The organism is Phycisphaerales bacterium (assembly GCA_029268515.1).
GTDB lineage: Bacteria > Planctomycetota > Phycisphaerae > Phycisphaerales > SM1A02 > JAQWNP01.
This window is the reverse complement of record JAQWNP010000001.1, coordinates 275,786-302,634: the sequence shown is the minus strand read 5'-3', so window position 1 is coordinate 302,634 and position 26,849 is coordinate 275,786. Positions and strand designations below refer to the sequence as shown.

The 26,849-nt window shown below is 49.8% G+C and carries 21 protein-coding genes and 1 tRNA gene; 14 read left to right on the top strand and 8 right to left on the bottom strand.

Annotated elements, in window-relative coordinates:
- Positions 1-63: 63 nt before the first annotated feature.
- Together P8J86_01205 and P8J86_01200 are read right to left on the bottom strand one after the other, a co-directional pair.
- On the bottom strand, positions 64-1,383 hold the full coding sequence (locus P8J86_01205; GenBank protein ID MDG2053303.1) for a beta-ketoacyl-[acyl-carrier-protein] synthase family protein: 1,320 nt from the start codon (positions 1,381-1,383) through the stop codon (positions 64-66).
- A 3-nt stretch (positions 1,384-1,386) separates the two neighbouring features.
- A complete protein-coding gene (locus P8J86_01200; GenBank protein MDG2053302.1) occupies positions 1,387-2,718 on the bottom strand; it encodes a beta-ketoacyl synthase N-terminal-like domain-containing protein in 1,332 nt (443 codons plus the stop codon).
- 96 nt (positions 2,719-2,814) lie between these two features.
- On the opposite strand from P8J86_01200, the gene P8J86_01195 reads away from it, so the two are divergent.
- Positions 2,815-3,618, top strand: coding sequence for a hypothetical protein (locus tag P8J86_01195; GenBank protein ID MDG2053301.1), 804 nt, complete (start codon positions 2,815-2,817; stop codon positions 3,616-3,618).
- Here the strand turns inward: P8J86_01195 and P8J86_01190 are convergent.
- On the bottom strand, positions 3,615-4,970 hold the full coding sequence (locus P8J86_01190; protein ID MDG2053300.1) for a 3-deoxy-7-phosphoheptulonate synthase class II: 1,356 nt from the start codon (positions 4,968-4,970) through the stop codon (positions 3,615-3,617). The genes P8J86_01195 and P8J86_01190 overlap by 4 nt on opposite strands.
- A 92-nt stretch (positions 4,971-5,062) precedes the next feature.
- A tRNA-Leu gene (locus P8J86_01185) sits at positions 5,063-5,144 on the bottom strand.
- 105 nt (positions 5,145-5,249) lie between these two features.
- Between P8J86_01185 and P8J86_01180 the strand changes: the two genes are divergently transcribed.
- From P8J86_01180 to P8J86_01155, 6 genes are all read left to right on the top strand, one after another.
- On the top strand, positions 5,250-6,008 hold the full coding sequence (locus P8J86_01180; GenBank protein MDG2053299.1) for a DoxX family protein: 759 nt from the start codon (positions 5,250-5,252) through the stop codon (positions 6,006-6,008).
- A gap of 119 nt (positions 6,009-6,127) precedes the next feature.
- Complete coding sequence (locus P8J86_01175) at positions 6,128-7,183, top strand: hypothetical protein (protein ID MDG2053298.1); 1,056 nt, start codon at positions 6,128-6,130, stop codon at positions 7,181-7,183.
- Entirely contained in the window at positions 7,183-8,004 is an 822-nt protein-coding gene (locus P8J86_01170) for a MotA/TolQ/ExbB proton channel family protein (GenBank protein MDG2053297.1), read from the top strand. Before P8J86_01175 ends, P8J86_01170 begins: the two co-directional genes overlap by 1 nt.
- 46 nt (positions 8,005-8,050) lie before the next feature.
- Complete coding sequence (locus P8J86_01165; protein MDG2053296.1) at positions 8,051-8,506, top strand: biopolymer transporter ExbD; 456 nt, start codon at positions 8,051-8,053, stop codon at positions 8,504-8,506.
- Positions 8,503-8,985 (top strand): biopolymer transporter ExbD, encoded by a 483-nt coding sequence (locus P8J86_01160; GenBank protein MDG2053295.1) that lies wholly within the window; start codon positions 8,503-8,505, stop codon positions 8,983-8,985. The genes P8J86_01165 and P8J86_01160 overlap by 4 nt, the downstream gene beginning before the upstream one ends.
- Positions 8,982-11,477, top strand: coding sequence for a hypothetical protein (locus tag P8J86_01155; GenBank protein ID MDG2053294.1), 2,496 nt, complete (start codon positions 8,982-8,984; stop codon positions 11,475-11,477). Before P8J86_01160 ends, P8J86_01155 begins: the two co-directional genes overlap by 4 nt.
- 47 nt (positions 11,478-11,524) lie before the next feature.
- Here P8J86_01155 and P8J86_01150 read toward each other — a convergent pair whose 3' ends face one another.
- Entirely contained in the window at positions 11,525-12,268 is a 744-nt protein-coding gene (locus P8J86_01150) for a UvrB/UvrC motif-containing protein (GenBank protein ID MDG2053293.1), read from the bottom strand.
- A gap of 239 nt (positions 12,269-12,507) precedes the next feature.
- Between P8J86_01150 and P8J86_01145 the strand changes: the two genes are divergently transcribed.
- Together P8J86_01145 and P8J86_01140 are read left to right on the top strand one after the other, a co-directional pair.
- The gene (locus P8J86_01145) at positions 12,508-12,666 is read left to right on the top strand and encodes a hypothetical protein (protein ID MDG2053292.1); all 159 of its coding nucleotides are present in this window, start codon (positions 12,508-12,510) and stop codon (positions 12,664-12,666) included.
- A gap of 3 nt (positions 12,667-12,669) precedes the next feature.
- On the top strand, positions 12,670-13,572 hold the full coding sequence (locus tag P8J86_01140; GenBank protein MDG2053291.1) for a sigma-70 family RNA polymerase sigma factor: 903 nt from the start codon (positions 12,670-12,672) through the stop codon (positions 13,570-13,572).
- 33 nt (positions 13,573-13,605) lie between these two features.
- On the opposite strand, the gene gcvT is transcribed toward P8J86_01140, so the two are convergent.
- Positions 13,606-14,781, bottom strand: coding sequence for a glycine cleavage system aminomethyltransferase GcvT (gene gcvT, locus P8J86_01135; protein MDG2053290.1), 1,176 nt, complete (start codon positions 14,779-14,781; stop codon positions 13,606-13,608).
- Between the two features lie 240 nt (positions 14,782-15,021).
- On the opposite strand from gcvT, the gene bamA reads away from it, so the two are divergent.
- Entirely contained in the window at positions 15,022-17,304 is a 2,283-nt protein-coding gene (gene bamA, locus P8J86_01130; GenBank protein ID MDG2053289.1) for an outer membrane protein assembly factor BamA, read from the top strand.
- A gap of 25 nt (positions 17,305-17,329) precedes the next feature.
- On the opposite strand, the gene P8J86_01125 is transcribed toward bamA, so the two are convergent.
- Positions 17,330-17,947 (bottom strand): OmpH family outer membrane protein, encoded by a 618-nt coding sequence (locus P8J86_01125; protein MDG2053288.1) that lies wholly within the window; start codon positions 17,945-17,947, stop codon positions 17,330-17,332.
- Between the two features lie 208 nt (positions 17,948-18,155).
- Between P8J86_01125 and P8J86_01120 the strand changes: the two genes are divergently transcribed.
- The 4 genes from P8J86_01120 to lpxA all read left to right on the top strand — a co-directional run bounded on the left by P8J86_01120 (position 18,156) and on the right by lpxA (position 22,294).
- Positions 18,156-18,788: an OmpH family outer membrane protein gene (locus tag P8J86_01120; protein MDG2053287.1), complete on the top strand. Its 633-nt coding sequence runs from the start codon at positions 18,156-18,158 to the stop codon at positions 18,786-18,788.
- A gap of 46 nt (positions 18,789-18,834) precedes the next feature.
- On the top strand, positions 18,835-19,911 hold the full coding sequence (lpxD, locus tag P8J86_01115; GenBank protein MDG2053286.1) for a UDP-3-O-(3-hydroxymyristoyl)glucosamine N-acyltransferase: 1,077 nt from the start codon (positions 18,835-18,837) through the stop codon (positions 19,909-19,911).
- Positions 19,895-21,256 carry a UDP-3-O-acyl-N-acetylglucosamine deacetylase gene (lpxC, locus tag P8J86_01110; protein MDG2053285.1) on the top strand — a complete coding sequence of 454 codons (1,362 nt, stop codon included), beginning with the start codon at positions 19,895-19,897 and terminating at the stop codon, positions 21,254-21,256. Before lpxD ends, lpxC begins: the two co-directional genes overlap by 17 nt.
- A gap of 153 nt (positions 21,257-21,409) precedes the next feature.
- Positions 21,410-22,294, top strand: coding sequence for an acyl-ACP--UDP-N-acetylglucosamine O-acyltransferase (gene lpxA / locus P8J86_01105; GenBank protein ID MDG2053284.1), 885 nt, complete (start codon positions 21,410-21,412; stop codon positions 22,292-22,294).
- Positions 22,295-22,318: 24 nt separating this feature from the next.
- Here the strand turns inward: lpxA and P8J86_01100 are convergent, their stop codons facing one another.
- Positions 22,319-26,542, bottom strand: coding sequence for a PQQ-binding-like beta-propeller repeat protein (locus P8J86_01100; protein ID MDG2053283.1), 4,224 nt, complete (start codon positions 26,540-26,542; stop codon positions 22,319-22,321).
- Positions 26,543-26,849: the final 307 nt, after the last annotated feature.

The following is a 26,849-nucleotide window of genomic DNA, read 5'->3' as shown; positions in this document are numbered from 1 at the left end:
TTCGGTCATGCAGAGTCTGCTTGTTGAGTCGCGTTGATTTACGAACGCCTCAATGCAGATCGCTTATTCAGTAAATCGCTGAATAATCAGCGTGTCGTTTTGCCCACCAAAACCGAATGAATTGGATAAGCAGGTCTCAACCTTGGTGGAGCGTGCCTCATTGGGTACATAATCGAGATCCAGATCAGGGTCAGGGTCAGTCAAATTAATGGTTGGTGGTAGGGTCTGATGCTGAATTGCCATCGCACATGTAATAAGTTCGACAGCACCAGCGGCAGCGATGAGATGTCCCATCATGGACTTGATTGAACTCATAGGAATTGCTGGAGCATTTTCCCCAAACACTTTTTTAACAGCCCTTGTTTCGATGGAGTCATTTTCTTTGGTGCCAGTGCCATGGGCTGAAATGTAGTGCACCAAGGGGCGGCCATCAGAATCAACACCGTTGGGATCAAGTCCCGCTTGATTCAGTGCCTCGCCCATCGATGCGGCGGGGCCATTGCCTTCAGGTTGAATGTCTGTAATTCGGTAAGCATCTGCACTTGAGCCATAACCAATCACTTCTACGATTGGTGTCACGCCACGTTTCCGCGCATGTTCAAGCGTTTCTAAGATGACGATGCCTGCACCCTCGCCCATCACAAAGCCGTCACGTGATCGACTAAATGGTCTCGACGCGCCTTCAATATTGTCGGTTCGGCTGCTGAGTGCGGTGAGTCGGATAAAACCAGTGAGCCCAAGCTCATGAATCATGGTGTGAGCGCCACCTGAAATCATGATGTCTGCATCACCGCGTTGGAGAATATTGACTGCTTCGCCGATCGCCTGCGTGCTCGCTGCGCAGGCTGTCAAGCAGTTATAGACTGGACCTCGAACACCAAATTCCATTGCAAGATGGGCTGCCGGCATGATTGGTTCTTGTTCAATCTCGTCGAAGCGGTGCATTCGATCTTGGGCGGCTTGGGCCCAGACTTTTCCATCAATAGCATTCTTTTCTTCATTCCAAGCGGTCAGGTTGGCAAAAGCATAGTTATTGAAATCGAGTACACCCTCACCCGCACCTAGATAGGTCCCAACGCGGCGCATATCAAGTGATGCTTCATCAAGTTTGGCATGTGACCATGCTTGTCGGGCAGCACCAAGAGCAAATCGCGTGTGTGTGCCAGCGTGTTCGTGTCGCTTCGCATCAGTGACATACTTGCTGAAGTCGTAGTCTTGAACTTGGGCGGCAAAATTGGTGCTAAAAGTCTTTGCATCAAATCGCTCGATTGGTCTGACGCCTGATACCCCTTTGGTGAGATTCGACCAGACAGTATTGAGGTCGTGGCCCAATGGCGTAATCCAACCCATCCCAGTAATGACAACGCGAGAGGATGTTGACATGATCTAGGCTATCTCCGGACGAGAAAGCACAATGGCGGCGTTTTGCCCGCCCTGGCTACACGTCGTAACAAGAACATGGTTGAGTTTATGGTCGCAAGCTGGAGCAATCTTGGCGTTGATGCCATCTGAATCTACAGTGTTGATGCGAGCTGGAAGTTTTTGTGATTCTAATGCCGCAGTTGCAACTGCCACGACAAGCGCGCTGTGTCCAGCACCGCAGTTGCCGGTCACGGTTGTCAATGGAATAACTGGCAGCGTCTTACTTCGTGCACCAAAAATTGTTTCGATTGAAGCCGCTTCTGCTTCATCGACACCACGAATACCAGAACCCAGTGGAAACACTGCATCAATCTCATCGGGCTTTCGCCCTGCGGAAGTTAATGCTGCGGCCATTGCATCGGCAACTTCCTGATGTGATGGGTTGGTGCCGAGGCCAATGCGTTCGGCGGCATGTGATTGGGTGGCAGCAAAACCACTGATTTCCGCTCGGACTGTTGCTTGTCGTGCAAGAGCTGAGTCAAGCGCTTCCACAACAATAAGTGCGCCACCTTCGCCAAGAATCGTTCCACTAGCATCAGGGGCGAAGGGCGCTAAAATAGTTTTTGGATCTTCGTCCGCAGGCGTTGGTGCAACGCGCTTTGCGAAGTGCTGTCGTAAGAGAGCCATGGGATTAAGTTTCGATTCTACGCCACCAGTGAGGCATGCTTCTGCAGAGTTGCGCTCGATGACGCGCAGTGATTCACCAATCGAAAGGAGCCCACTGGCCTCGCAGCAAGTGATCGTGTTACTGGGTCCACGGCAGTCGTGGACGATGGTGACATGGCATGCAAGCATGTTGGGCAGGTACTTAAGCAACCACAAGGGTGTCAGATTACCCATTCCCGGTTGCCCCCAGGTTGAGAGATCGAACTGGTCATCTTCATTGCGACTGGTGGATAATGCAGCGGTGAGCTCATCAAGGTCAGCGGCAATCAGACCGGCGCCAATTTGGCATCCCAGTCGCGTCGGTTCAATGGTTGGTGTTGCATTGGCATCCACTGCTTTGGTAATCATGCCAGCATGTGAGACCGCTGCAGCAGCGGCACCAATCGCTAACTCAACATCACGGCACATGACCTTCAGCGCTTTACGATAGGTCTTGGGTACCACATCACGAATATTGAAGGCGTCAGGTTGGATGGCCGCGGCGGCATTGCTGGAAAACCCAGAGGCATCAAAAGTGCTGATGGGGCGAATCTGAGAATCACCCTTGAGAAGTGCTTCCCAAAGAGGTTCAATTCCCAGACCGCATGCAGAGATGGGACCGGTGCCTGTAATGACCACGCGACGTGACATGATCCGATAGTGTACCCATGACGATCCCACTCAGTTTGAACTACTGGCTCAGCTCGATTTAAGGCTGCTGCTGGACTTCGTTATGGCAGAAGATTTATGGGTGATAAGGCGGTACTACTGGTTCTGATTGTCACGGCAGCACCCTTTATTTCAGTGATATTGGGAGCCATCCTGGCTGCGACCGTGAAGTTTGGGCAGGTCACCACCAGCGCTATTCAGCACTTAGCAGCCGGCCTCGTGATTGCAGCTGTTTCGATCGATCTTGTCCCAGACATGATCCAGGGCTCTGATTACATGCCCGTAATCATTGGTTTTGGACTCGGCGTCAGCCTCATGTTTGCCCTGGAATGGGTTTTGGACAAAATTGAGGGAGATCAAGAAGGGTCTTCAGGAAGCACGACATCACTCTTGGCCACCGTCGCTTTAGACCTGATCGTTGATGGGTTCCTGATCGGGGTCGGATTCTCTGCCAATGTCACCACTGGCATTCTCCTGAGCATTGCACTGACCCTAGAGATTCTCTTCCTTGGGCTCTCCTGTGCAACGGCCTTGCGGTCCTCAGGTACGAGTTCTCGGCGGACCATTTTGATTGTGGCAGGCCTCGGTTTATGCATGGTTTGCTCAGCGGTTCTGGGCGCCTGGTTTTTATCAGGACTCTCAGGCGGATGGCTTGTTGCCGTTGCCTCATTCGGAGTAGCGGCACTTCTTTACTTGGTCACTGAAGAGCTACTGGTTCGTGCGCACAGCGTTCCTGATACAAAACGAGCAACGGTCATGTTCTTTGCGGGCTTTCTTCTCATTATTGTGATCGACATGATGATTAGGCCTCCGTTTGATGAGAGTGAACTCAGCAAAAACAATGGGCCTGCACCTCATAATCAAATAGAGGCAAGAGATTAGACGTTGTCTTGGGAAGCCCGACGGGCAACAAGCAGCGCTAATTCGAACGCTTGTTCATAGTTAAGTCTTGGATCAACTTGTGTTTTATAGGCTTGTGTGAGATCAGCATCTTGAAGGCCTCTTGCGCCACCAGTGCACTCAGTCACGTTGTCGCCGGTCAATTCAACATGAACACCGCCAAGTCGAGAGCCGCCAGCACTATGCAGTTCGAAGGCGCGGTCTACTTCTTCAAGGATGTGGTCAAACCGGCGTGTCTTGAGTCCGCCACTTGAGATTTGTGTGTTGCCATGCATTGGATCACAGCAGTAGAGGACACTCTTGCCTGTTTTTTGGACCGCATCAATCAGAACAGGTAAATATTCAGAGACCTGGTCGATACCGTAGCGATGGATAATGGTGATTCGGCCAGGTTCATTGTCTGGGTGAAGAACATTGAAAAGTGCTTCGATATAAGGATGAATCTCATCCAGGGCCATATTCGGCCCCACTTTGATCGCCAGTGGGTTTCGGATGCCGCGTAGAAATTCAATATGAGCGCCATCAAGCTGTGATGTTCTTAGTCCAAGCCAAGGAAAATGGGTCGATAGGTCGTACCAGCCCTCTCGACGTGGCACAGTTCGAGTCAGCGCCTCTTCGTATGAAAGGTGGAGGGCTTCGTGGCTTGTAAAGAAATCAACACGGTTCATGTCACTGATTGGGACGCCGCAAAGTGTTTCCATAAAGCGAAGTGATTCGCCAATCGACTCAACCACATGTTGGTATTCAGTTCCTTGGGATGAGTGCTCGACAAAGTCAAGGTCCCAGTATTCGGGGTGATGCAAGCTCGCAAAACCACCATCAATCAGCGCACGAATAAAGTTCAATGTCAGCGCTGCTCGCTCGAAACCACGCAAGAGAAGATCTGGATTTGGAGTACGCGCGTTTTGTTCAAATGCATGCTCATTGATGATGTCGCCGCGATAGGCTGGGAGCGTGATTCCATCTTTTGTTTCGGTATCGCTTGATCGTGGTTTTGCATATTGTCCGGCAAATCGCCCAACACGAATAACACGACGCTTGGTTCCGTGAACAAGCACCAGGCTCATTTGAAGCAGCACTTTTAATTTTGCAGCAATGACTTCTGGTTGGCAATCTCTAAAACGTTCAGCGCAATCCCCTCCCTGAAGGAGGAAGCGATCACCGGCGGCTGCTTCGGCCAGTTGTGTTTTAAGCGTTTCGATTTCCCAGGAGCTCACCAGTGGTGGCAGCTCAGCTAATTGTCCAACGACCTGATCAAGATGATTCTTGTCTGGATAAGTTGGTTGCTGTAGGGCACGCTTGTGCTGCCATGATTTGGGGCTCCAGCCAGTCATATGAATTTTCGTCCTATCCGGAGAAATATTGGGGCACAGTGAGAAAGAAGGAAAATTTTTAGGTTTGGAGCCAAAGAAAATGACCAGAAAAATGCGGGCGAGAGGACTCGAACCTCCACGGGTTTCCCCACTGGAACCTAAATCCAGCGCGTCTGCCAATTCCGCCACGCCCGCAGGGGTCTAAGCGAGAGGGGAAGATTATCAGCTGGTACACTGCTCGGGGCAATCAAGATCGGGTATATCTTTATATTCGAGCTTAACCCAGGATGGAGAATTCCTATGTCGCTTAGTGCTTGTGCCGGAACCAAATTACTACCAATACTTGCCCGAATCGTCCTTTTTGGCGCTTTTTTCAGTGCTGGATGGGGTTATGTCTTCGGGACTATTCATATCACTCAGGAGCAACGGGACGCTCTTGAGCAATATGGCGTACCTGTGGAGACAGGCCAGGCAAAGCAGGTTTCTTCGACTTTGCAGCCAATGATCCATCAAACGGCATTCTGGCAGGAGACTACCGAACCTGCCGCTGACCCCCCAGCGAAGCCCCCAGTGACGCCCTCTGAAACACCAGCTACACAGAGTACGCCAGCAGTGCCACCAACGATTTCAGTTGCAGCACCGACGCATGATGGCACTCACTATCAGACAACGGGTTATTACCTGCTTTCTCTGCAGATGATTGATGCGGGTTGGGGCGAGACTTCAATCTGGCTCGCCAAAGTGGTGGCCTGGGTTGAGCTTGTTGGCGGTGCGTTAATTTTGTTGGGGTTGATTACAAGGCTTTGGGCGCTTTGTTTGGCGGTCATTATTGGTGGTACCTTTTATGTGGTCTCGATTCACGATAACGGACTGTTTTTAAGTAATCCATTTCAATGGGCTGATGCCATGGATGCCTACAACGCAATGTTTGCTCAAGCTGCTTTGTTCGTTCTGGCAATTGGTGTTTTCTTCACTGGCGCCGGTCCAGTGAGCCTGGACTCAGTGTTGTTTGCAAAGGACCGACCCAAACCTGAGGCCCAACCGCCAGAAGCCGAATAATTGCATCGCTCTAGGTAAAGCGCGGCATTATTGGCGAATTGCCACATTCAGTGCTTGGCCCATGTTGGCAAGAGTGTCGTTGATTGGCTGATAGACTGCCATTGGCACGAAGCCGCAGCGTGGCACTTGCTATGGAAGGCAACCGCATGGGCAAAGACGGAGCATCTGGCTCACAGTCGAAATTCGATCAAGAATACGCCGATCGTGTGGGTTCACAGCACGTTGACAGTGATCAGTTGCTATCGAAACAGACCCACTCGCCGATGTTTGGCTGGACGATCTCGATTGCGATACACCTCGGCCTCATTTTGATCGCATTTTTTGTGACTTGGGCGGTGGTGGCTACGCCAGATGAGGTGCCTCGACCCGTTATCAATGCCACATTCGATATGCCAGCCTATATACCGCTCATCGAAGCGCCGGCAGATGATCGGGTGCCGCCACAAGAGGACGCAAGTCTGCCCCAGTCAAACCAAGAGCGGTTATCTAAAGCTCAGTTGCAGCAGCAAGCAATTGCGGAACTGTCACCTGAAAGGACCACGGACTTGGTACCGGTTGACGGAAAGCCCGCAATGGACTTTATAGAGCAGGCCACGGAGTTGGATGCTTCCTTTGGTGGACTGAGAGGCACCAATGTAAAACGGGTCACCTTTGTGATTGATGCATCAGGCTCAATGCTCTCACTTTTTTCACTTGTTATTGATGAGTTGGCTCGTTCGCTTAAGGGTCTCGACTTCGAGCAGAATTTCGGAATCATTTTTTTTCAAGAAGATACTGCTGTCATGGTCCCTCCAAGAAATAGTCTTGTGCCGGCAACACCAGAAAATAAACAACGGGCACTTGAATGGATCGATGCTCATGTTTTTCCTGGTAAATCATCAAATCCAATGGACGCGCTTCAGAAAGCAATTTCATTAAATCCCGATGTGATTTTCTTGCTGAGTGACAATATTACAGGCGAGAGTATTTATGAAGTTGACCGTGATGTGCTATTGAAAATGCTTGAAGAGGCAAATCCGATCCGTCCAGGTTCTGACCAAAGAGTCACAAAGATCATGTGTATTCAGTTCTTGCACCCAGATCCATTGAATACGCTCGAACATATTGCGGATATTCACGGTGGGCCAGGTGCCTTCAAATTTCTTGATGCCGCTGAATTGGAGGGCCGTCAGTGATGACAAAATTTCTATTGAACTATTCGGTATTGATGTGTTTCGGAATCGGACTGATTGGATCATCATCAGTGTTTGGTGAGGATGCCACAGTCATTGACGTTTCTTCTGAGAGCTTTGGTGCTGCGTTTTTTATATCGCGTAATGCTGATGGCTCAATAGAGTTATTGGGGAGCGTCATTATCTGGTTTCTTTTATGTCTATCGATCGTAAGTATTGGTTTGATCATTGTCTTGGGACTGGCCAATCGACGGGCTCTCTTGATTCCAGACAAGTGGCTGAAGCAATCGCGTCGTCTTGTGGAGAATCATGATTATCAATCACTGCTTAATGAGCTCAGTGGACAAGAGCCCTTTTTCTGCCAAACACTACATGCAGGTCTTCGCGAAGCACCAGGTGGCTTTTCTGCGATGATTCGAAGTCTTGAACAGACGGCAGATGAGTTAACCACGGTACGAATGAGGCGTGTGGAATTTCTCAATGTGCTTGGCCAGGTGAGTCCCATGATTGGTTTGTTCGGAACTGTGTATGGAATGATCCTGGCATTCCAGGCCATCGTCATCGGTGGAGGGAGTGCTGATCCAGTACTTCTTGCAGGTGGCATTGGCACCGCCCTCACCACAACGTTTTGGGGACTTGTCGTCGCGATTCCCGCGTTAGCAGGCTATGCATTTCTCCGTAACCGTATTGATGAACTGACCGTCGATGCCACACTGCGCGCAGAGGAAGTCATTAATACATTCCGACCCCGCACGCGAAAGTCCAATGTCTTGCGTTCTGGCGGTGAGACGAATTCTGAGACAGGTAAGGAAGCAGTCGATTGAGGTTCGGCCTGGGTAACATTATTTTCTCGATAACAGGAGCGTGGGCATGAGGCGTCGTCCCGCTGAAATCAACGCCAACCTTACACCAATGATTGACGTGGTCTTTCTCTTGATCGTGTTTTTTGTATTGGTGTCACGGTTGGTTGATTTTGATTCAGTGGCAATGGAGTTGCCACGTCCTGCAGATGCTGCAACAGAACGTCCAGAAGATGAAGCTCGGCTTGTGATTAATGTTGTGCCTGGTCCCGATGGTTCAGCTATTGGTTACAAAATGCAAGCATCGTTTGTGGATGCATCTCCTCAAGGTGCCAGAGAACTTGTCGAAATCGTGCGAGGCCAGCTCATTCGCCAACCAATTGCAGCGATTAGCTTACGGGCAGATCGATCGACACGATATCGATACGTGTCAGTGTTGTTGTCCGCTTTAGAAGCAATGGAACGCAATGATCTTGAGGCACCGGTTCGATTAAATCTTGTGATCATTAATGAGGAAGCACCATGAGCATTCCTCCTGCCAGACGAAAACATCGAAGTAAAGCTCGTCTTGGGTTAAACCTGACCTCAATGATTGATGTTGTTTTTCTTTTATTGGTCTACTTTATGGTGGCAACGGATTTCACAGAGGGAGAAGAAATCTACAAGCTGGATTTGCCAGTGCGTGAGGGTGCTGTTGCACCGGACCCATTTGAGTTAGATGAAATGCCCTTGATTGTGACCGTACGATCTATTGGTACTGAGCCTCAAGATCTGGTGATACAACTGAAAGGCCCATACCCAGAGATTGTCAATCCGCATGAACTGGCGGAGATGCTAAAGAAACGCAAGATTAGCGTTGCGAACCCTTATGGGCTATTCAAGGCTGATCATCCAATTCTCATTGATCCATTACCGCAAGCGCGGTGGGGCCATGTTATTGAAGTGTTTAACGCGCCAGCGCTTGCTGGATACACGAACATTAGCTTTCAGGGTTCCGATTCATGAGCACACGGTTGATTGTATGTTGGAGCGTTCGTCCAGTCTTAGCGGCAATCATGTTATTGGTGCTGTTAAGTCTTTGGCAGTCTGTTGACGCACAATCTGATCAATGGGATGAGCTCACCCAGCACATCAAAGAATCAAAGCAAGTACTTGATGATCCAAATCGATCTGCTGATGAACGCATCTCAGCCTACCGAGAGATGATGGCGTTTAGGCAAGCTGTGATTGAGAATGCGGTTCAGCCATCAACTCAAAACCAATGGCAGCTGCAATCAAAACGAGCGGTTATGAAAATTGACCATGCTCTTGATATGTTTATCTATGAATGGAATCTTGGTAGGTCAGGCGACACGGTGCTGCTTGGCTGGCCAACAGAGCTTCAGCAAAAAGCAGCAGAAAAAACCGCAGCCAAGATGTACATCGCTGCGGTCCAAGCCAAGCAAGCGATTGATGACGCCATTATCAAACTAGAGGGCGATCGCCAATTTGCTTCCGATGTTGACATGCGACGTCTTAGGCGTTCGCTCGCCCAATTACATCGAGATCAAAGGGCTCAGTTGATCTGGAGTTTTTCTGCAATTGCCCATGCAATTGTTAATCAGCCCGCTGACCGCCAATCACTTCTTCAGGAGGCAGTTCTCTTGCTCGAAGAGCTGCTGGATGTTCTTGCCTCAGATTGGGCGGATGAAGCTCGAATCTATCTTGCACAAGCGCTCCTTGAGCTTGATCGGCCACGAGAAGCGTTGGAGGTGCTTGGCCTTAGATTTGGTCAGGCGCCGCAGCGAGAAGATATTCAGTATCAATTGAGAGGCCTCTTAATTGAGGGTCTCGCACAACTGGAACTCGGTGAACTAACGCAAGCTCGTGCATCTGCTGTAAAGGCAGTTGAAACAGCGAAAACCAATGCAGAATCTTTGTTGGCGGCTGATCTGATCTACCGTGTTTTGGTTGCGGAGAGAAGAGATCCTGATCTCGCATACGTAAAGTTGCGTCATCAAGCTTTTGACATCGGGCACTTGGAACTCGCTGAGCAGGCCTTGAATCGATTAGTGATGAAACAGTCGCTGGCCATCAAGGAGCAAGGCAGAGCGTCAATGCTCCCGACGGCTCTTTTAGCAAGAGGGCTCAGTCGGTCTCAAGATCCAACTTCATTCACTGGGGCAAGGTTGGATTTGGAAGCACTGCTGACACGTGATGATTTGACCGTAGAAGATCATGCTCGTGCCCTTGAGATTTTGGGTCGTTTAGCGTTAGCGCAAGATCGGACTGAGCAGGGGATTGAGCTGTTACTTCAGCGAACGCAACAAGAACCGAGGAATCAGGCTCGTCTCCAGGCATTCTCTCTTGCGTTGGAATCGGCACTGACATACGCAGCATCGCGGCCAGAGGACAATCAGGCGCAGCTGCTTTTTCGCAAGGCGCTCTCTCTGGCGATCAAAGATCAGGAGCTTCCTCAAGTGAACCGCTGGCGGGTTGAGGCTGCTCGTTTGGCACTCGTGGAAGGCAGAAACGAAGATGTTTTGGCGCACACAGCAAGTATGACAGGCCAGGACTATGCGGTGGAACAGTCATATCTTCGAGCTTCGGCCATTCTGGCGAGTTCTGGTAATGGAGTTCTTAATGCCGAACAAGTTGATCAAGTGCTTGAAGAAGCACTGGCTGAACTTGAGCAGCTAGAGTCAGATCAGAGTGATATGAGCGTATGGCGCCGTCGGCTGACGCTCGGCAATGCGGAGCGACTTCTGGCCCTGGGTCGAACCAAAGAGGCGCTTCATCAGGTACATCAAATTGAGCCAATTGATAGTGCGGCGTTGTCTTTTATTGTTTTGGGTAATCTCGATCTTGGGGACCATGCAAAAGCAAACGAGGCAATGCAGCTGCTGGTAGCAGGTGATCTTTACGCTGCGATGGCTTTGCTTGAGCAATTGAGAGAGATGAAATCGAGTGCTGCTGAGGGGCAGCGGCTCAATGCTAGGCAACTTGTTGAAGAAGAACTGCCGCTCGTGCCCTATCAAGATCTCGTTGAAACGGTGTATGAGGTGGCTGGGCAGGACATTGAATTATCAGAAGCGGGGCGACGTCAGCTTGCAAGACTATTGCTTGTCGCAGGCCGCTTTGATCAAGCTGTGTTGGCCTATCAAGAACTCGTTAAAGCGTCTCCAAAGGATCGCGATTTGGTGTTCGGGCTGGCTGAGAGTTTGTGGCGACTTAGTGGAAGTCACTTAAGTCAAGATCAGGTCAAAGAACTGACAGCATCACTGGCGTACTACAAGCAAATTAGTGCTTCGATCAATAGTCCTCCGACACCATCTCAAGAAGATCTTTTCTGGCTAGGCCAACTTCGAACGTTGCAAATACTAGATCGAGCGGGTCGAAATACTGGGCAAATCGCGCCACGCGTCAATCAGCTCCGGCTCATTGATGGCGGATTGGGTGCGCTTGTTTTCGAGGAGGCTTTTGTGCGTTTGGTCAACAAGTATCCACCATCACCCTAATCAGGCACACACGGTCTCATCGTTAACAGCGCCTTTCGCTGTGCGCCTTAGTTCTTCATCTGGCGTATTTCATCACGCAAAATGGCGGCAAGCTCGTAGTTTTCGTTAGCCAATGCCGTCTGAAGTCTATCCTCCAACTCAATGCGTTGACTGGCGGGTAGCTTTGGAGTGAGTAGATCTCGCATTCCTAATAAGAGTTGCACTTCGTTTGATTGGTCGAAGGCCTCTGTTCTCCCTTGTTGTTCAAAGGTCTCTGCAAGTTCTTGAAGCCCCGCATTGATGGCACTCATTGCATCTTTAGAACTGCCGGCCTGCATGCACAGCTCTGCTGCGGCACGAGCGCGAACGGTAATAACATTGGGTCGGTAGCCCTCGAGCATGCTGCGATCTTGTTCACTGGAACCTCGTTTGAGGCAGAGATCAAAGATCATCAGGTTGTGGGATGTGTCTCTTACCACGGACACAAACTCACCAAGGGCGAATAAAGCGACATAACGATGGTGGAATTGAACCGCCTCCTCCCTGAGTTCGCGACACTCCTCCGCGGTGAGTCGTGGGGCTGAGCCATCTGGATCCTTTGTGAGCCGACGCTGGTGATGTTCAAGAAGGGTGCTCGCACCAGAGGGGGTCTTGCCATCGGGTCGCCCCTCCATTTCCAACTGTAATACGCCTAGCTCTAATCGAATCTGAAGTTTAGAAAGGCCGTTTTTGCCAGAAATAATCCTCGCGTTAATGCCCCCGGATTCAAAAATCCATTCTTTTAAGAGATGGCTGATATCAGCATTGGCCATGGCAGGATCTCCAGAATCAGATATCGGTTGTTATTGGATGTTCAGGAAGTTGAATTTATCCAATCGCAACGATAGTGCGGCCTTGATGCAGTTCCTGAAGTCCTAAACACGGTCAAGAGCCACCCTGTGGTCGTCGATTGAAGGGGCAGAGAGGGCGATTTTAGGCCCTAGATTCTAGGTGGGGCTGGTTCATGCAGGGTCAGGTTTTCTGGCCATCTTGGCTGGCGAAAGGATATTCAATGAATAACCGAGGTTTTGATGGATCCAGAGGGTTCATTACGGCGGACACAACTAATGGATGCGAGCCGGCGAAGGGGATGGGGTCGATTAACGATCTAGCCATCATGAATCCACATGCTCAGACCGTTCAAGTCATCGACCGCCAACAGGAAGGTTAAAAAATGAGAGAGGCTGTTTTGCATAGTGATTTACAACTCTACCTGCGGCAGATCAACGAAGTTGATTTGCTCACGGCACAAGAAGAGAAGGACCTTGGCTGGCGAATTATCAACGACAATGACCATGCTGCGAAAGACCAGATGATCAAGGCGAATCTAAGGTTGGTTGTGTCAATTGGAAAGCACTACACAAATCGCGGCTTGCCATTGGCCGATCTTATTGAAGAAGGCAATATTGGTTTGATTCGAGCTGTTGAGGGTTTCGATCCTGCTCAAGGTGCTCGCTTCTCCACGTATGGTTCTTGGTGGATTAAGCAATCAATTAAACGCACGTTGATTAATGCTGTGCAACCAATTCATATTCCAGCCTACATGGTTGAGTTGATCTCAAAGTGGAAAATGATGGCTGCTCGACTTCGTGATGAGATTAATCGTGTGCCGAGTACCAATGAAATGGCCATCGCAATGGACTTGCCTCTCAAGAAGGCGAAAATCATCTGTAGAGCCATGAAGGCATTCCAATCGAAGGGTCAGGCGCCGCGCAATGAGAATGGCGAGGTCTTGGACTTTGCAGAACTTGTTCCAGATAGTGGTTCTATTGCACCTGATGAGCGTATTGCTCGCACCGAAGAGTATGAGACGCTCCGCAGGCTCATTGACAGCATTGATGAGCGAGACGCTCGTGTCTTACGACTGCGTTTCGGTCTGGAAGGCCAGCAGCCGCTCACTCTTAAGGAGATCGGCAAGAGGGTTGGCCTGACACGGGAACGTGTTCGCCAGATTGAGGTTGACGCGTTGAAGAAACTGCAAGTACGGCTTCAGGACGATCGCCCCAGCCGCTTTTTCCGCAAGCTCATTGATCCTGCAGCTGAGGCAATGGTTAACGTTCGCTCAAAGGCTGGTTAAAGCAAAATCGGGTCGCCCAGGTCACCTTGGATCTTAGCTGGGTCGCTTATAGAACGGTAGGTCGACGACTTCGGCGTTGACTGTTGCTCGGCCTAAATCAACAGCAACGTGTGTGCCTGCGACGGCGATGTTGGCGGGGATGTAAGCCATCGCGATGGATTGATCGAGTGTGGGGCTCAAGCATCCGCTGGTGACTTCTCCGACAGCTTTCCCATCATGCAGAACACTCATGCCTTGGCGAGCACTGCGTCGGCCCTCAAGCACAAGGCCTTTGAGTTTTCGGGAAGGGCCTTCGGCGGCAATACGCTGAAGAGCGTCTTGTCCGATGAAACGACCCGCTTCTGGAGCAGACTCACCCTTATCTAACTTGACAGCGAAGTTTAGTCCTGCCGAGAGAGGATCAATATCCTCAGTGATTTCGTGGCCATAGAGAGCCATGCCTGCTTCAAGTCGAAGAGAGTCGCGCGCACCGAGTCCGGTGGGCCGCACAATGTCGTATTTTCCACCAAGCTTCATCATCAACAGATCAACGGCTTTACTTGCCATCTTGGCGGGCATAATGACTTCAACACCATCTTCACCCGTGTAGCCTGTGCGAGAAAAGAGCATCTTGAACAAGAGCAACTGCTTTTGTGTGAAGTGATACCTCTTGAGTGTGGGCACTTCTCGTGAGAACTGTCCAATCACATCCATAACCTTTGGCCCTTGAATGGCGACCATGGCTGTGCTGAGCGTCTCATCCTTCATCTTGAAGACCATGTCACCACGTTCGGCTTCGAAGTGCTGTACCAACTTCTCCCGATTGGAGGCATTGCACACCATCAAATACTCAAAGTCAGAAATACGGTAAACCAGCACGTCATCGCGGCAGCCACCATTTTCATTGCAAACCAGCGAGTAACTGGCCTGGCCGTCAGTCATGCCGAGAATCTGCCGTGTACAGACTCGGTCGAGGAAACGACGGGCATCTTTTCCTTTGAAGCGAATTCGACCCATATGGGATACATCGAATAGGCCACCGCTGCGGCGTACTTGCTTATGCTCCTCAATAATGGAGCTGTAAAGCAAGGGCATATCCCAGCCGGTGAAATCAACCATCTTGGCCTTATGTTCCAAGTGGTACTTATGAAAGGCAGTTCGTTTTAGTGTGGCAGTAGTCATAGCACCAAAAGGTAGCGATAAGGCCAGTTTGATGCCAATGTGGGACATCTCAGGGGCGATCTTTGGGCTCTCAAAGGCCATCATGGTTGCTTGTTATGCCACCTGGATAAGTAGATTGAGGCTCATGGGGCTCATCTTGCGATCCACGAAGGAGGCTGGGGGCGGTTGTTGTAGTCATGGCCGATGGTTATGCTCGACTCGCCGATGCGTTTTGCTCCTCTACTTTTGATGTTTTTCTGTTGGCTATCGCTCTCGGTAGCGCCCCTGTCTCACGCGCTGGGGCAGTCGATGAATGAGGACCTTATTGACCGGCCAATTTCTCAGGTTGTGCTGCGTGGTCTTGACCGGGTTCTAGAGCAAAAAGTGCTCAATAATCTTCGTAGTTCACCTGGAGAGCCATATTCGCCGCAGACCATTGAACTCGATATCGCAAACCTGACCCGCCTCGGTGATTTTAGATTCATCTCAGCTTCAGCGGCACTTCAAGCCAATGGAACGGTTGTTGTCTTTTTTGACTTCACCGAGCAGGCGATGATTCAGGAAATCGCATTTGTAGGCAACAAGGTTTTCAATGGTCAAGAATTACTCGCATCAATTCGTTTGGTGAGAGGTGGTCCCCGCGATGACTTCCTGATTGAAAATGCCAAACGAAAAATTGAATCGATGTACCGTGAGCAAGGCTACTACATGATCACGGTCTCTATTGATGAGAAAGAGCTTGAAGCGAATGCAGTTCTGATTTTCGAGATCATTGAGGGGCCACGTGTTCGCGTGAAGGCAGTAGAGTTTGAAGGCAATACATCTTTTACTGATGGCGTGCTCCATTCGGAAGTTGTGACAAGAACGGCCATTCCATTTTTTAGGCGTGGCGAGCTTGATGAATCTCAGCTGATTGCAGATGTCACAACGCTCACAGAGTTTTATATTGATCGAGGCTATCTCGATGCTCGGATCGACCGGCGTGTCGAAATCAGTGCAGACAACTCTGAAGCCAAAGTCACCTTTATGATTGCAGAAGGCTCGCTGTATACGCTGCGTGATCTACAGGTGATCAATTTACTTGAAGGTGAGCAGGTAGAGGTCTTTACGCCCGAGCAGATCAAGGCCATTGTGCCAATGAAGGTAGGGTCCATTTTTACGGCACCAGGAGTGCGGAAGTCTGTTGAGGCAGTCCGAGAGGCCTATGGGCTATTGGGCTATCTGGAAGTTGATATTCAGGCTTCTGACTTGCGTTCCAGTAATGAACCCGTTGTTGATCTTTTACTTGAAGTCACGGAGGGCCGATCCTCGACAGTGGGCCTGGTCAAGATCAATGGCAACTTTTTAACGAAGGACAAAGTGATACGCCGCCTTATTCACCTGCATCCAGGTCGGCGTATTGATGCAAATCAGGTCACACGATCACGACAGCGTGTACTAAATACCCAATTGTTTAATGACGTACGCATCACTATTCAGGATCCAACACCGAGCCAGCCCGGGCATCGAGATGTTTTGGTAGAGGTCAAAGAGCGAAACACTGGTAGCTTCAATTTCGGTGTCGCCTTTGGTAGTGACTCTGGTGTTTTTGGTGATTTCTCAATTAACCAAAACAACTTTGATATAGCAGACTATCCCCGTTCGTTTGACGAATTATGGTCGGGGCGTGCATTTCGAGGTGCAGGGCAACAGTTCAGTATGGTTTTTCAGCCAGGTAATGAGGTCTTTAATTATGAGATCTCTCTGTATGAGCCTCACTTCCTTGAAAGCAACTGGGGATTTGATGTCAGCGGCTTCTTCCGTCGTCGGCAATTCTTTGACTACTGGGAAAATCGTCTGGGTGGTCAGTTTGGTGTTGGGCATAAACTCGGTGAAGTTTGGAGTGGCTCAATTGCTGCGAAAATTGAGGAGGTAGAACTCTCAGATATTCGAGATGATGTGCCTCAGGAAATTTACAATGATCGCGGTCCCGATTTGCTGACCGGTTTGACCCTGGCACTCAGTCGTACCACAGTTAATTCACTGTTCCGCCCCAGCGAAGGCGGTAAATTTAATCTCTATCTCAGTCAGTTTGGTGGTATTGGGGACGTGACTTTTTCGCGCGTTCAAGCGGAGTACACGCTTTTCTTAACTGTGGATGAAGATTTTCTTGGGCGTCGATCAACGATGCGTCTAAGGGGCCGTACGGGCTATATTTTTGGTGGTACCGCACCCACCTACGAGAAGTTCTATCTTGGTGGCCGCACGTTACGTGGCTTTGAGTATCGGCAGGTGAGTCCTAAGGGTACAAACCGCCAGAACGGCAAACAAACAGATGTTCCTGTTGGTGGTGACTGGATGATGTTCTTGGGTGCTCAATACCAGTTCCCCCTCTTCGGAGAGAGTGTCGACGGTGTTGCCTTTATCGATAGCGGTACAGTGGCCAATGAGATCACGATTGATCCTTATCGTGCATCCATCGGCGTAGGTGTTCGGCTCTTCTTGCCGATATTCGGTCCCGCACCGTTAGCCTTTGACTTTGCGATTCCCGTACTTCAGGGACCAGACGATATCACCCAGATATTCAGCTTTTCAGCTGAGGTGCCTTTCTAGTCAGCTGATATTGGCGCTGGGGCTATTACTTGGTGGCGTACGCGTTGTTCATGCGTGTGATGAGGTCATCGCTAATGTCGGTGACCGGACTTGCAAAGAGTAGATTGCGAGCTCGCAGTTGCTCTTTGATTTGAATGACGCGACGCACATCTCTCTCGATGACTGCAAGCTGTAGGCTCGAATCATCAAGGAGCACCACATCGAAGCCCTCGGTCTTCGACATCTCTTCAGCAGCCTTTTGGATTTCTCGAAAAAGATCTTGAAGCATCAGTGATTCTTCGACATCCAACTTTTCACCGATGAAATTGAGCCAAGCCTGACGACGTAGCGTTGCAAGGGCAATTTCTTCTTCCTTGTCGAGCAATTTTCGCTGATCGATGAGATCCGACATGGAATCTTCCATATTGGCAATCTCTTCCTTTTTGGCAATGTCCTCTGCTTGGTAAGACATGGCCAATTTCTGTAGTTCCGCGTCATCATCAGCCCGTTTGTTAAGCCCTTCTAAAACACGTTCTAGATCAACAGTGACGGTGACTGAGGGTCGCCGCAACAGTGGTCTGACCGCAGTAGCCTCATGGACAGTGAATCCACCAAGAAGCAGTCCAGCGACGAAGAGCATTCCGAGATTTTGCTTGCGTTTCATAGATAGGGATTCCGGGGCTTGAGAGGAGGAAAAATGACTGGGGTGTTATGAGGCACCACCTAGCTTGGAACAGGATACACCCCGTTGGCCGGATGTGGGCCAAGAGGAAAGGAACCCGAGTTTCCAAAGCATTACTACAATAAGTCGAGCCCTGTCCCTCTAGCGTAGAGGTGGTGGGAAACCGCGTCATGATTGAGGAATCAGAGCCATGCTGACCAGCCGTGCTAAATTCTCCTGCCCAGTCTCCATAATGGTCATTTTAATGACCTTGGTTGGGCTCACTGCCTATGAATCGTTTGCGATTCGCAACACCCTCAAGGCGGCTCCAATTGCAGCAGGCGTGGTCAATCTTGAAGTCGTCTTCGCTGGACTCACAGAAAGAGCTCAGGCAGATGCAAATCTACAGCAAATGGCTGATGCGCTTCAGGTTGACGGTGAACAACAAGGTCAATTGATTAAAGATCTTGCTGCAGACCTTGAAGATTATCCACCTGGCTCTGACAAGTACCAACAAGTGCTTGAAGAGTACTCACTTAAGACTCTAGAGTATCAAGCATTCATGGAGTTTAGCCGACAGAAGATTTCAATTGAAAAATCATTGATATACAAAAGGATCTATCAATCTATTCGTGATTCTGCAGCTGAAATTGCCAAAGAGGATGGATATCAATTAATCCTTGTTGATGATGGTGTTGGCGACTTGCCACCGGTTGCAGAAGCGGAGATGGTTCGACAGATCTCGGCTCGTAAAGTCTTGTACGCCGATGCAACGATCGACCTTACTGAGAAGTTATTGGCGAGAATGAATCAAGCAGCCTCTTCTGCCACACCTTCTCCATGATGAGATTGATAGTCCACACCAGTAGTTCTGGAAATTACAAGACCAAATGACATTAATGACTACCCAAACCACCACAAGCCAATTTACTGCAGCATCTCTCGCCGAAAGACTTGGCGGAAAAGTAATCGGTGATGGCAGTCTGGTTATTACTGGTCTTATGGGTGTAGATGAAGCCCAGGCTGGTGATGCCACCCTGGTCAGTGATTCGCAATATGTCACCCGCTGGCATGATTCCAACGCATCGGCCTGTGTTGTATCAGAATCCATTTCGATGGACGCGCCGCCGAGCCATAAGGCACACATTGTGGTGCCTGATGCCGAACTGGCGATGGCCGATTTGTTGTCATTGTTCGCTCCGCCTGCGGAATACCTTGCAGAAGGTATAGACCCATCTGCTGTTGTTGATTCAACCGTTCAACTGGGTGAAGGTGTTTCTATTGGGCCGGGTGTTGTGCTCGGGCGTGGTGTAAAAATAGGTGATCGCACGCGTATCTTTGGTGGAGTACAGGTCTACAGCGAAGCGATGATTGGCGATGATTGTGAAATTCACAGTAACACCGTGATACGATCTCGTTGTGAGATTGGTAACCGTGTCATTCTTCATCAATGCGTGGCTGTTGGTGCGGATGGTTTCGGTTTTCGGCCAGCAACTGATGGAACAGGGTTGGTCAAGATGCCACATATTGGCAGCGTGCGTATTGAAGACGATGTGGAAATTGGCGCAAATAGCTGTATCGACCGAGGTAAGTTTGGAGCAACCGTTATTGGAGCAGGAACCAAACTCGATAATCTGGTGCAGATTGGCCACAACGTTCAGGTTGGTCGATGTTGCGTGATTTGTGGTCAGGTTGGCGTTGCTGGTTCGGTGCACATTGGTGATGGTGTGATGATTGGCGCTCAAGCTGGAATCACCGGTCATCTGGATATCGAAGACGGCGCCATGGTGGGCGCTCAGGCGGGCGTCATTCGTAATGTTGTTGCAGGTGATCCAGTGCATGGCACTCCGGCGCAGAGCACTCGTGTTGTTAAGCGACAGATACTGAGCGTGATGAAACTTCCCGACTTTATGCGACGAGTGGAAAAACACATTAAGAAATCAGAGGCCGATGATGTCGCTGGGTAAGAAAAGTAAGCAAGATACCGAACCGGCCAACGTTCCTCAGCAACACACGTTGCGGGGAGAAGTGCAGGTGTCTGGTATTGGGTTGCTTCTCGGTGAGCCAGTCAATGTGGCTATTCAACCAGCGCCAGAAGGTCATGGAATTGTGTTCGAGCGAGTCGATCAAGATCCGCCAATTCAAATACCCGCAACGATTGACAATGTCACTCAGAGAGCTCGGCGTACGACGCTTCGACGCGGAGATGTGACGATTGAAACAGTTGAGCACTGTATGTCTGCGCTTGCTGGCCTGCGTATCGATAACGCCTTGATACGTATAGATGGCCCAGAACTTCCTTGTGGGGATGGTTCGGCTCTACCATTTGTTGAGCCTATTCTTGAAGTTGGGATCGAAGCTCAAGACTCACCGCGAAGAGTTCTCAAAGTAAGCAGTCCGATCATGGTGAAGGATGGCGATGCAATGATCGCGGCATTCCCAAGTGATGCTGCAGAATTCGAAGTTGTCTTTGATCTTGATTACGGTGACAACACGCACAGGATTAAGAGACAAACGCAAGCATTTGCTCTTCGCAATGGCAACTTCGCGGAAGATATATCGCCCGCTCGGACTTACAGCTTGAAGGAAGAAGCTCAAGCACTCTGGGATCAAGGAATGTGTCGTCATCTCTCTCCCAAGGATGTCTTGGTCATTGGTGATGACGGGCCGATCGAAAATAGCTATCGATTTGAGAACGAGCCGGTTCGCCACAAGATTGTGGACTTGCTCGGGGATCTTTATTTGAGTGGTGCGGAGATTCACGGAAAATTTGTCGCCCACAAATCTGGTCATAGTCTCAATCGACGAATGTGTGGGCAGCTCGTAGAACAAGCTCAGAGCCATCACTATGCAGAGTTAGCTCGCGGTGGCCGAGCAATGGATATCAGAACCATTCAGCGGTTGATGCCTCATCGATACCCCATGCTATTAGTTGACCGAGTACTGGAGCTTGATGGCGACCGACGGGCCGTTGGGGTCAAGAATGTCACCATTAATGAGCCGTTTTTTGTGGGTCACTACCCAGCGGCACCTATTATGCCCGGCGTTCTTCTGGTTGAAGCAATGGCTCAATTAGGAGGTTTGTTGGTCAGTCAGAAACTCGAGCATACTGGTAAGATTGCGATATTACTCAGTTTAGATCGGGTTAAGTTACGCAAGCCGGTGATACCTGGAGATCAGGTTATCCTAGAGGCAGAGGCAATACGGGCCAAAGCCACGACTGCGAACGTTAAGTGTCGAGCGCTCGTGGGTAATTCTGTTGTTGCTGAAGCTCAGGTCCGGTTCATGTTGGTGGATCCTGATAGCGCATGAGTTGCTACTTGGTGTTGATGTGGAAAAATTTAGTCTGGGCGGGATAGTAAACCAGCCATTTGCTCATCAGAAATAGTATAAATAAGCATCCTCATTTCAGAGATTCCAGCCCTCAAGGCAGGATACGTGCAGATAAGGTATTAATAATTTCAAATGTCCGGCGTGCACCCAACAGCCATCATCGATTCTTCAGCAAAGATCCATGAGTCTGCAGAGATAGGACCTTACTGTGCCATTGGGCCTCAGGTTGAGGTAGGCGAGGGATCTGTACTCATAAACCATGTCTGCGTCCAGGGGTGGACGAGCATTGGTAAAGGAAATCTGATTTATCCGTTTGCAGTCATTGGTGCAGATCCACAGGACCGAAAGTACCGTGGTGAGCAAGCGGTATGTGAGATCGGTGACAACAACTGTATTCGAGAGCATGTCACCATTCATCGGGGTACGGCTAACGGTGGCGGCGTTACACGCGTTGGAAATGACAATCTCATAATGGTTGCCGCACACATTGCACATGATTGTATTGTTTCTGATGAGACAATTATTGCGAACCAAGTCATGTTAGCCGGGCATGTGCATATCAATGATGGAGCCAGCATTGGTGGAGGTGCAGGAATACATCACTTCACCACTGTCGGTTGCTACAGCTTTATTGGTGGTCTTGCGAGGATCGCTCGTGATGTGCCACCATTTATGATCGTTGAAGGAAACCCTGCAGATGTTCGAGCTGTGAATACGATTGCGATGACGCGTCGTGGTTTTAGCGCTGATGAGGTAGATGCTGTCAAAGACGCGTTCCGTCGTCTCTATAAAGACAATGGTAAAGCGATGCAGGATCGCATTGGGGTTGTTCTGGCAGAGCATGCAACTGTAAAACCTGTTGTCCAACTGTGTGAATCAATAGCTGCATCCATCAACGGAGTTCATGGCCGAGCTATGGAGTTGAGCAGGCAGGACGATAAGCGTGCAGTGGATAAGATGGCCGCTGGGGCAACCCTTGCCCATCAAGTGCAATCTAAAGATCAAGATAGCCAGTGATCATTCTTCATGCTGCACTGTTTCTCATTGCTGAGTAGCAGGTAGATCAATGACGATGGTCTGTTTGTTTGTAGAGAATAGCACTGCTCCCTGAATAGGGATGGCATACTCCCCTTGTGTTGGTAGGGGTGGTAGCTCAAAAGAATCAGTGATACGACAGTCAGGTGTCAGTTGGAAAAACTGATATGTGTAGTCGCGCGTATTGGCCTCTCTTATTCGCAATCCAGCTTGTCGCAAGTTGCTGTTTTTGGGTCGGAGGCTGGGAATGATAAAACCGTTGCGTGACTGGAGAATAGCTTCAAAGCCACGAGGGTCGGCAATAAAATCTGCGCCAACCACTTGGCCATCGCCGGCAAATGCAATGATTCGATCTTGGGTCATCGTGTAAAGGATTCCATTCCTTGCAGTCGAGTAAATCACATCTTGGGAGGTCCAGTCGCGATTCGCGGGAGCCTGAAGTGAGTCGCTTAACTGTGCGGTGTGAAGATTGATCATGCGCAGATCACGATTGGAATCAAAAACAGCAAACGCATTGCGGTTGACTGCTGAGGCAGATGTTGTTGATTGAGCGAGCGGGCTTCGATTGAACCAAAGCAAGTCGCCTGTCACGATGTCCACACAGGCAATGCCCTCGGCGGCACCAATTAAGACCTGCGACGCATTCGCTGCCTCAACCCACAGCGGAGTTTCTCGGTTCGGCAAGGAAATCTCTCCGAACTTATGACCCGTTTTCGAATCAACTAAGACAAGCCAAGTACGACCGGACCAGGGATACTCAGTTGTAAGTGGGCGTGGCCCATCGCCAACCAGTGTGACGCCCCATGATGAACGTTGGGCGAAGAGCAAATGTTGTAAAAGGTCTTTTGTTTTCCAAAGGTGATCGCCAGATTCCAGGCTCAATGAAACAGCTTGTCCACTTCTCTGGAGAATCATGAGATCATTTTTGCCGACTAATGGAAGCATGGCCTTTTCGTCGAATCGATCGTCTCTTGATCTATGTTGAAGTCTGGTTGATGAGCGTCTTTGAAGATTGACGACGCCACCAAATATTCCGTTGAGTGGAGCCGTTTTCCAGATTGGAAGTCCGGTTTCGTTACTTAGAAGAACGGCCGAAGGTTGCTCTCCTGACTCCCAAAGAAGTGAGCTTGAACTTGTGATTCCTAAAACAGAGAGGCTACTATCTGTCGAGAAAGAGGCAGGTTTATCAACCCACCATCTCATCTTCTTTTTCGTTGAATCAAATAACCCAATGCGATTGTCTTGTTCCAGGAGAGCAAGCGAATTTTGACTTTCAGTGAAGATGTTTTTGTCTTGAGCAACAATAGAACCATTGAGGACGCTGGCCGAAGTGCTCGGAGTGACATCACCGATTTCAGGCAACTCATTAGAGGTTGTAGTGGCGATGGATCCATCTGTTGGATAGGCGCCGCCATTCCATACATATTGTGTATCAGATTGCAGCATCGTGGCGAGTTCAGTCCAGCCCATCGCTTGAGATAACTTGAGTGCTTGTGCAGCAATAAGAGTTTGATCAGCCGGCTTTGCTGATCGACCAATCAACATCAGTAATCCAATGGCTCTTCGCGGGGCACCTTGCTCGATCAGTAATTGAGATGCTCGCATGCTCGCTTGAACGCCCTGTTGGGAGAATGGAAATGCCCGAGCGAGTTTGATTAAGGACGCAGGTGTCATCGAAGTGAGATTGGAAATATCTGCAGCGGGGTCTTTGTCTGCTCTTTCTTGAAGAATGCTCCGAATCTCGGGCCCGCTGGAAACGATCAAATTGTTAAGGAGTGCTGTTGCCCAGCTGCCACCACGTCGCCCGACATCGCGATCCCAAACCCATTGTCGCCGCAAATCCGGATCTCGAAGAATGGAGGCGTATGAATCTACGGCGGCGGCTGGATCATCAAATTTGAGCCAATCGCCATAAGCAAGGGCGAATGCGACACGCTGGCTCGCAGATTGGATCACGGTACTGAGTAAACGAAATGCAGTGGCACGAGCTACTTCAAGATTGGCAAGTATCTCTGGTGTTGGCGGCTCAGTGTCGCCCGTCTTGAGAGCGTTGCCGGCCGCAATTTCGAGAAGAACGGTCGTGAGCTGATCCTGAGCTTGATCGGAGAGGCGTTCGTTATAGAGTCCAGCGATTGTGATTGCTTTCAATGCGAGCGCAGTCGCTTCCTCCATAAGCTCTAGTCGATTTGTCCGATAGCCCAGCTGTACCAACATGATTGCTGGTTTTGGATTCTCCGGTGATCGGGCAAGGCTGCGGCGCAGTAGGAGTTCTGCTTGAGCATCAGAGAGATAAGAATGAACCGCGTCGTCTGTGGCAATGAGTAGTTGGCTATCAACAACAAGCGGATGGCCACTGAGTGCATGATTAACAAGTTGTATCTCATCACCAGTTGTTGGATCAAGTATGGCAATACCGGCGCTTGTTGGGATCACCAAAGCGTCATCAGCAAGAACAACCCGGCCAGTTAACACAACTGGATTGTCTATAAATGGACCGCGAGGCGGGTACTGCCAAAGTGGCTTATTGTAATCGTCAATTGAAAAAGCTCTTACATTTTTGCCAACCGAATACAGTCGATCATCATTTGCTAGAAGGTATTGTGGTTCTGCGAGAGAGCTAGAAACCAAGGCGCCTTTTGTTTGGATCAGATCGCCGCTTAAGCGATCGAATTCAAAAACCCAGTTGCGATCGGGTGACAATGCAATGATCCGATCCCCAGCCACAATTGGCTGGGCCATATTCCACGGGACCATGCCTGTGATTGATGTTCCTTGTGAGACTGGTACCTCAGATCGATGAAGCCAATTAATCTGGCCAGTTGTCGCACTTAGGCTGGCAATAACGCCCACTGGACTCGCAACAAAGAGTGTTCCATTGTCATACGTCAAAAGTGATGCAGGCCATGCCGAGCGATTGCGAAGACTACCGCTTGAGCCAATATAAGAGCTCCACTTAAGGACACCACTGTTAAGCTCCAGGGCGACTATAAAACAACTTGCAAGGTATTGCCGACTGACTTTTCGGGCGAGAACATAAACGGTGCCTTCTTTGATGAGCGGGGCGCCGATAGGAAAGAGTCCGTCAAAGGTCTCGCTTGGACTCAAGAGCTCTAGATTGACCCACCATTTGAAAGCGCCAGTCTGAGTGTCAAGGCAGATAATGTTCGATGGATTTGATCGTACTCTGGCATGGGCATGTCCCGTGTAGGTCACGAGACTAGAGCCCTCAACAGCAATGGCGTTTAAATCCAACGGTGCGTCGGATGCACTTGCAATTGACCGATTGCTATCGTTTCGGAATCGCCATACCTCTTCTCCGTTAAAGCGGTTAAGGGCTTGAATGATCGTTCCTTGGTTGATCAGTACCAGCTCGCCGTGGACGGTGGGTGCAACGGTATTGGTCTGTATCTTTTGTCGTTCATTCGATCGGCGATTGGATGTTGCCTTGCGACGTTGGTACAGCGATTCAATAAGAGGAAACGACCACATCGGCATGCCAACAAGTGCATTCATATCACCAGACGTGTTTTGTTCGAGTGGTGAAGACGATATCGAAACAGACTGTTTAAGTGGCTCATTCTTAAGGTTGATCAAAGCATTTCGAAGGGGTGTTGCCTCAGGATCAGTTTGGAGCTTTTCAATTACATTTTCAAGAACCTCTGTATCTGATTGAAACCGGGCAGCCACACCCAGAAGATATGCAGCATGTCGAATGGTTCGATCTGTTTGGTTGGGATGTGACTCAGATTGATCAAGCCAGTATCGAGCCGAATCGAATGCGCCATGATCAATCGCAGATTCTGCGAGACGTAACATCGCTTCAAGGCCAGCGGAGGTCATCGGTCGCCTGATGGCGACCAACTCTAGAGATCCTGCATCGAGTTCTCTTTGAGCTTGGCCACTTTGGGTTTGTTGATAGCGCTCAAGGACGATGGGTTCAGCAAGAAGTCCCTCAAGGGCGAGGTTTCTCAAAGATAAAAACTGATCCGGATGCCGACTGCCAAGTGGGGCCAGCTGCTGCCAAGCATCATCAAGAACCTCTTGATAAAGGCGGGCTGCTTCCCGGGGATTGGCTTCTGCCTGAGATGCTGCTCGACGTAGTAATTCGGCACCACGGGGAGATTCATTTACATAGACCGGGTTTTCTTGCCCATGGCCAGGCTTGGCGATGATGAAGATCGCCAACATAATCCATATGGGTTTCGAAATTGGAGGCCAGTGATAGGTCATGCGAAAGAGAGCCTTTGTCATCTCCAGAATAGAGCAGTGAGCAGGATGGCTTCCCATAGAGCCTTTAAGGGAATGAAAACGCCAGTCATCTTCTTGGTGGTACTTGTCTGTCAATAGTAGGGCGTCCTAGTACTCTTAACACGGTTCATATCCTTGTAGTCTCGACAATATCAAGGGCCTTCGTTACCGTGCCATCATCGCATCTCAACCAGCCATCACAGCTTCCAAATATATCGGTCTTCTTCCTCGGTTCTTCTGCCCGTCGATCACCGTGGTGATACCGGCGCTGAGGCCCTCTAAGAACATC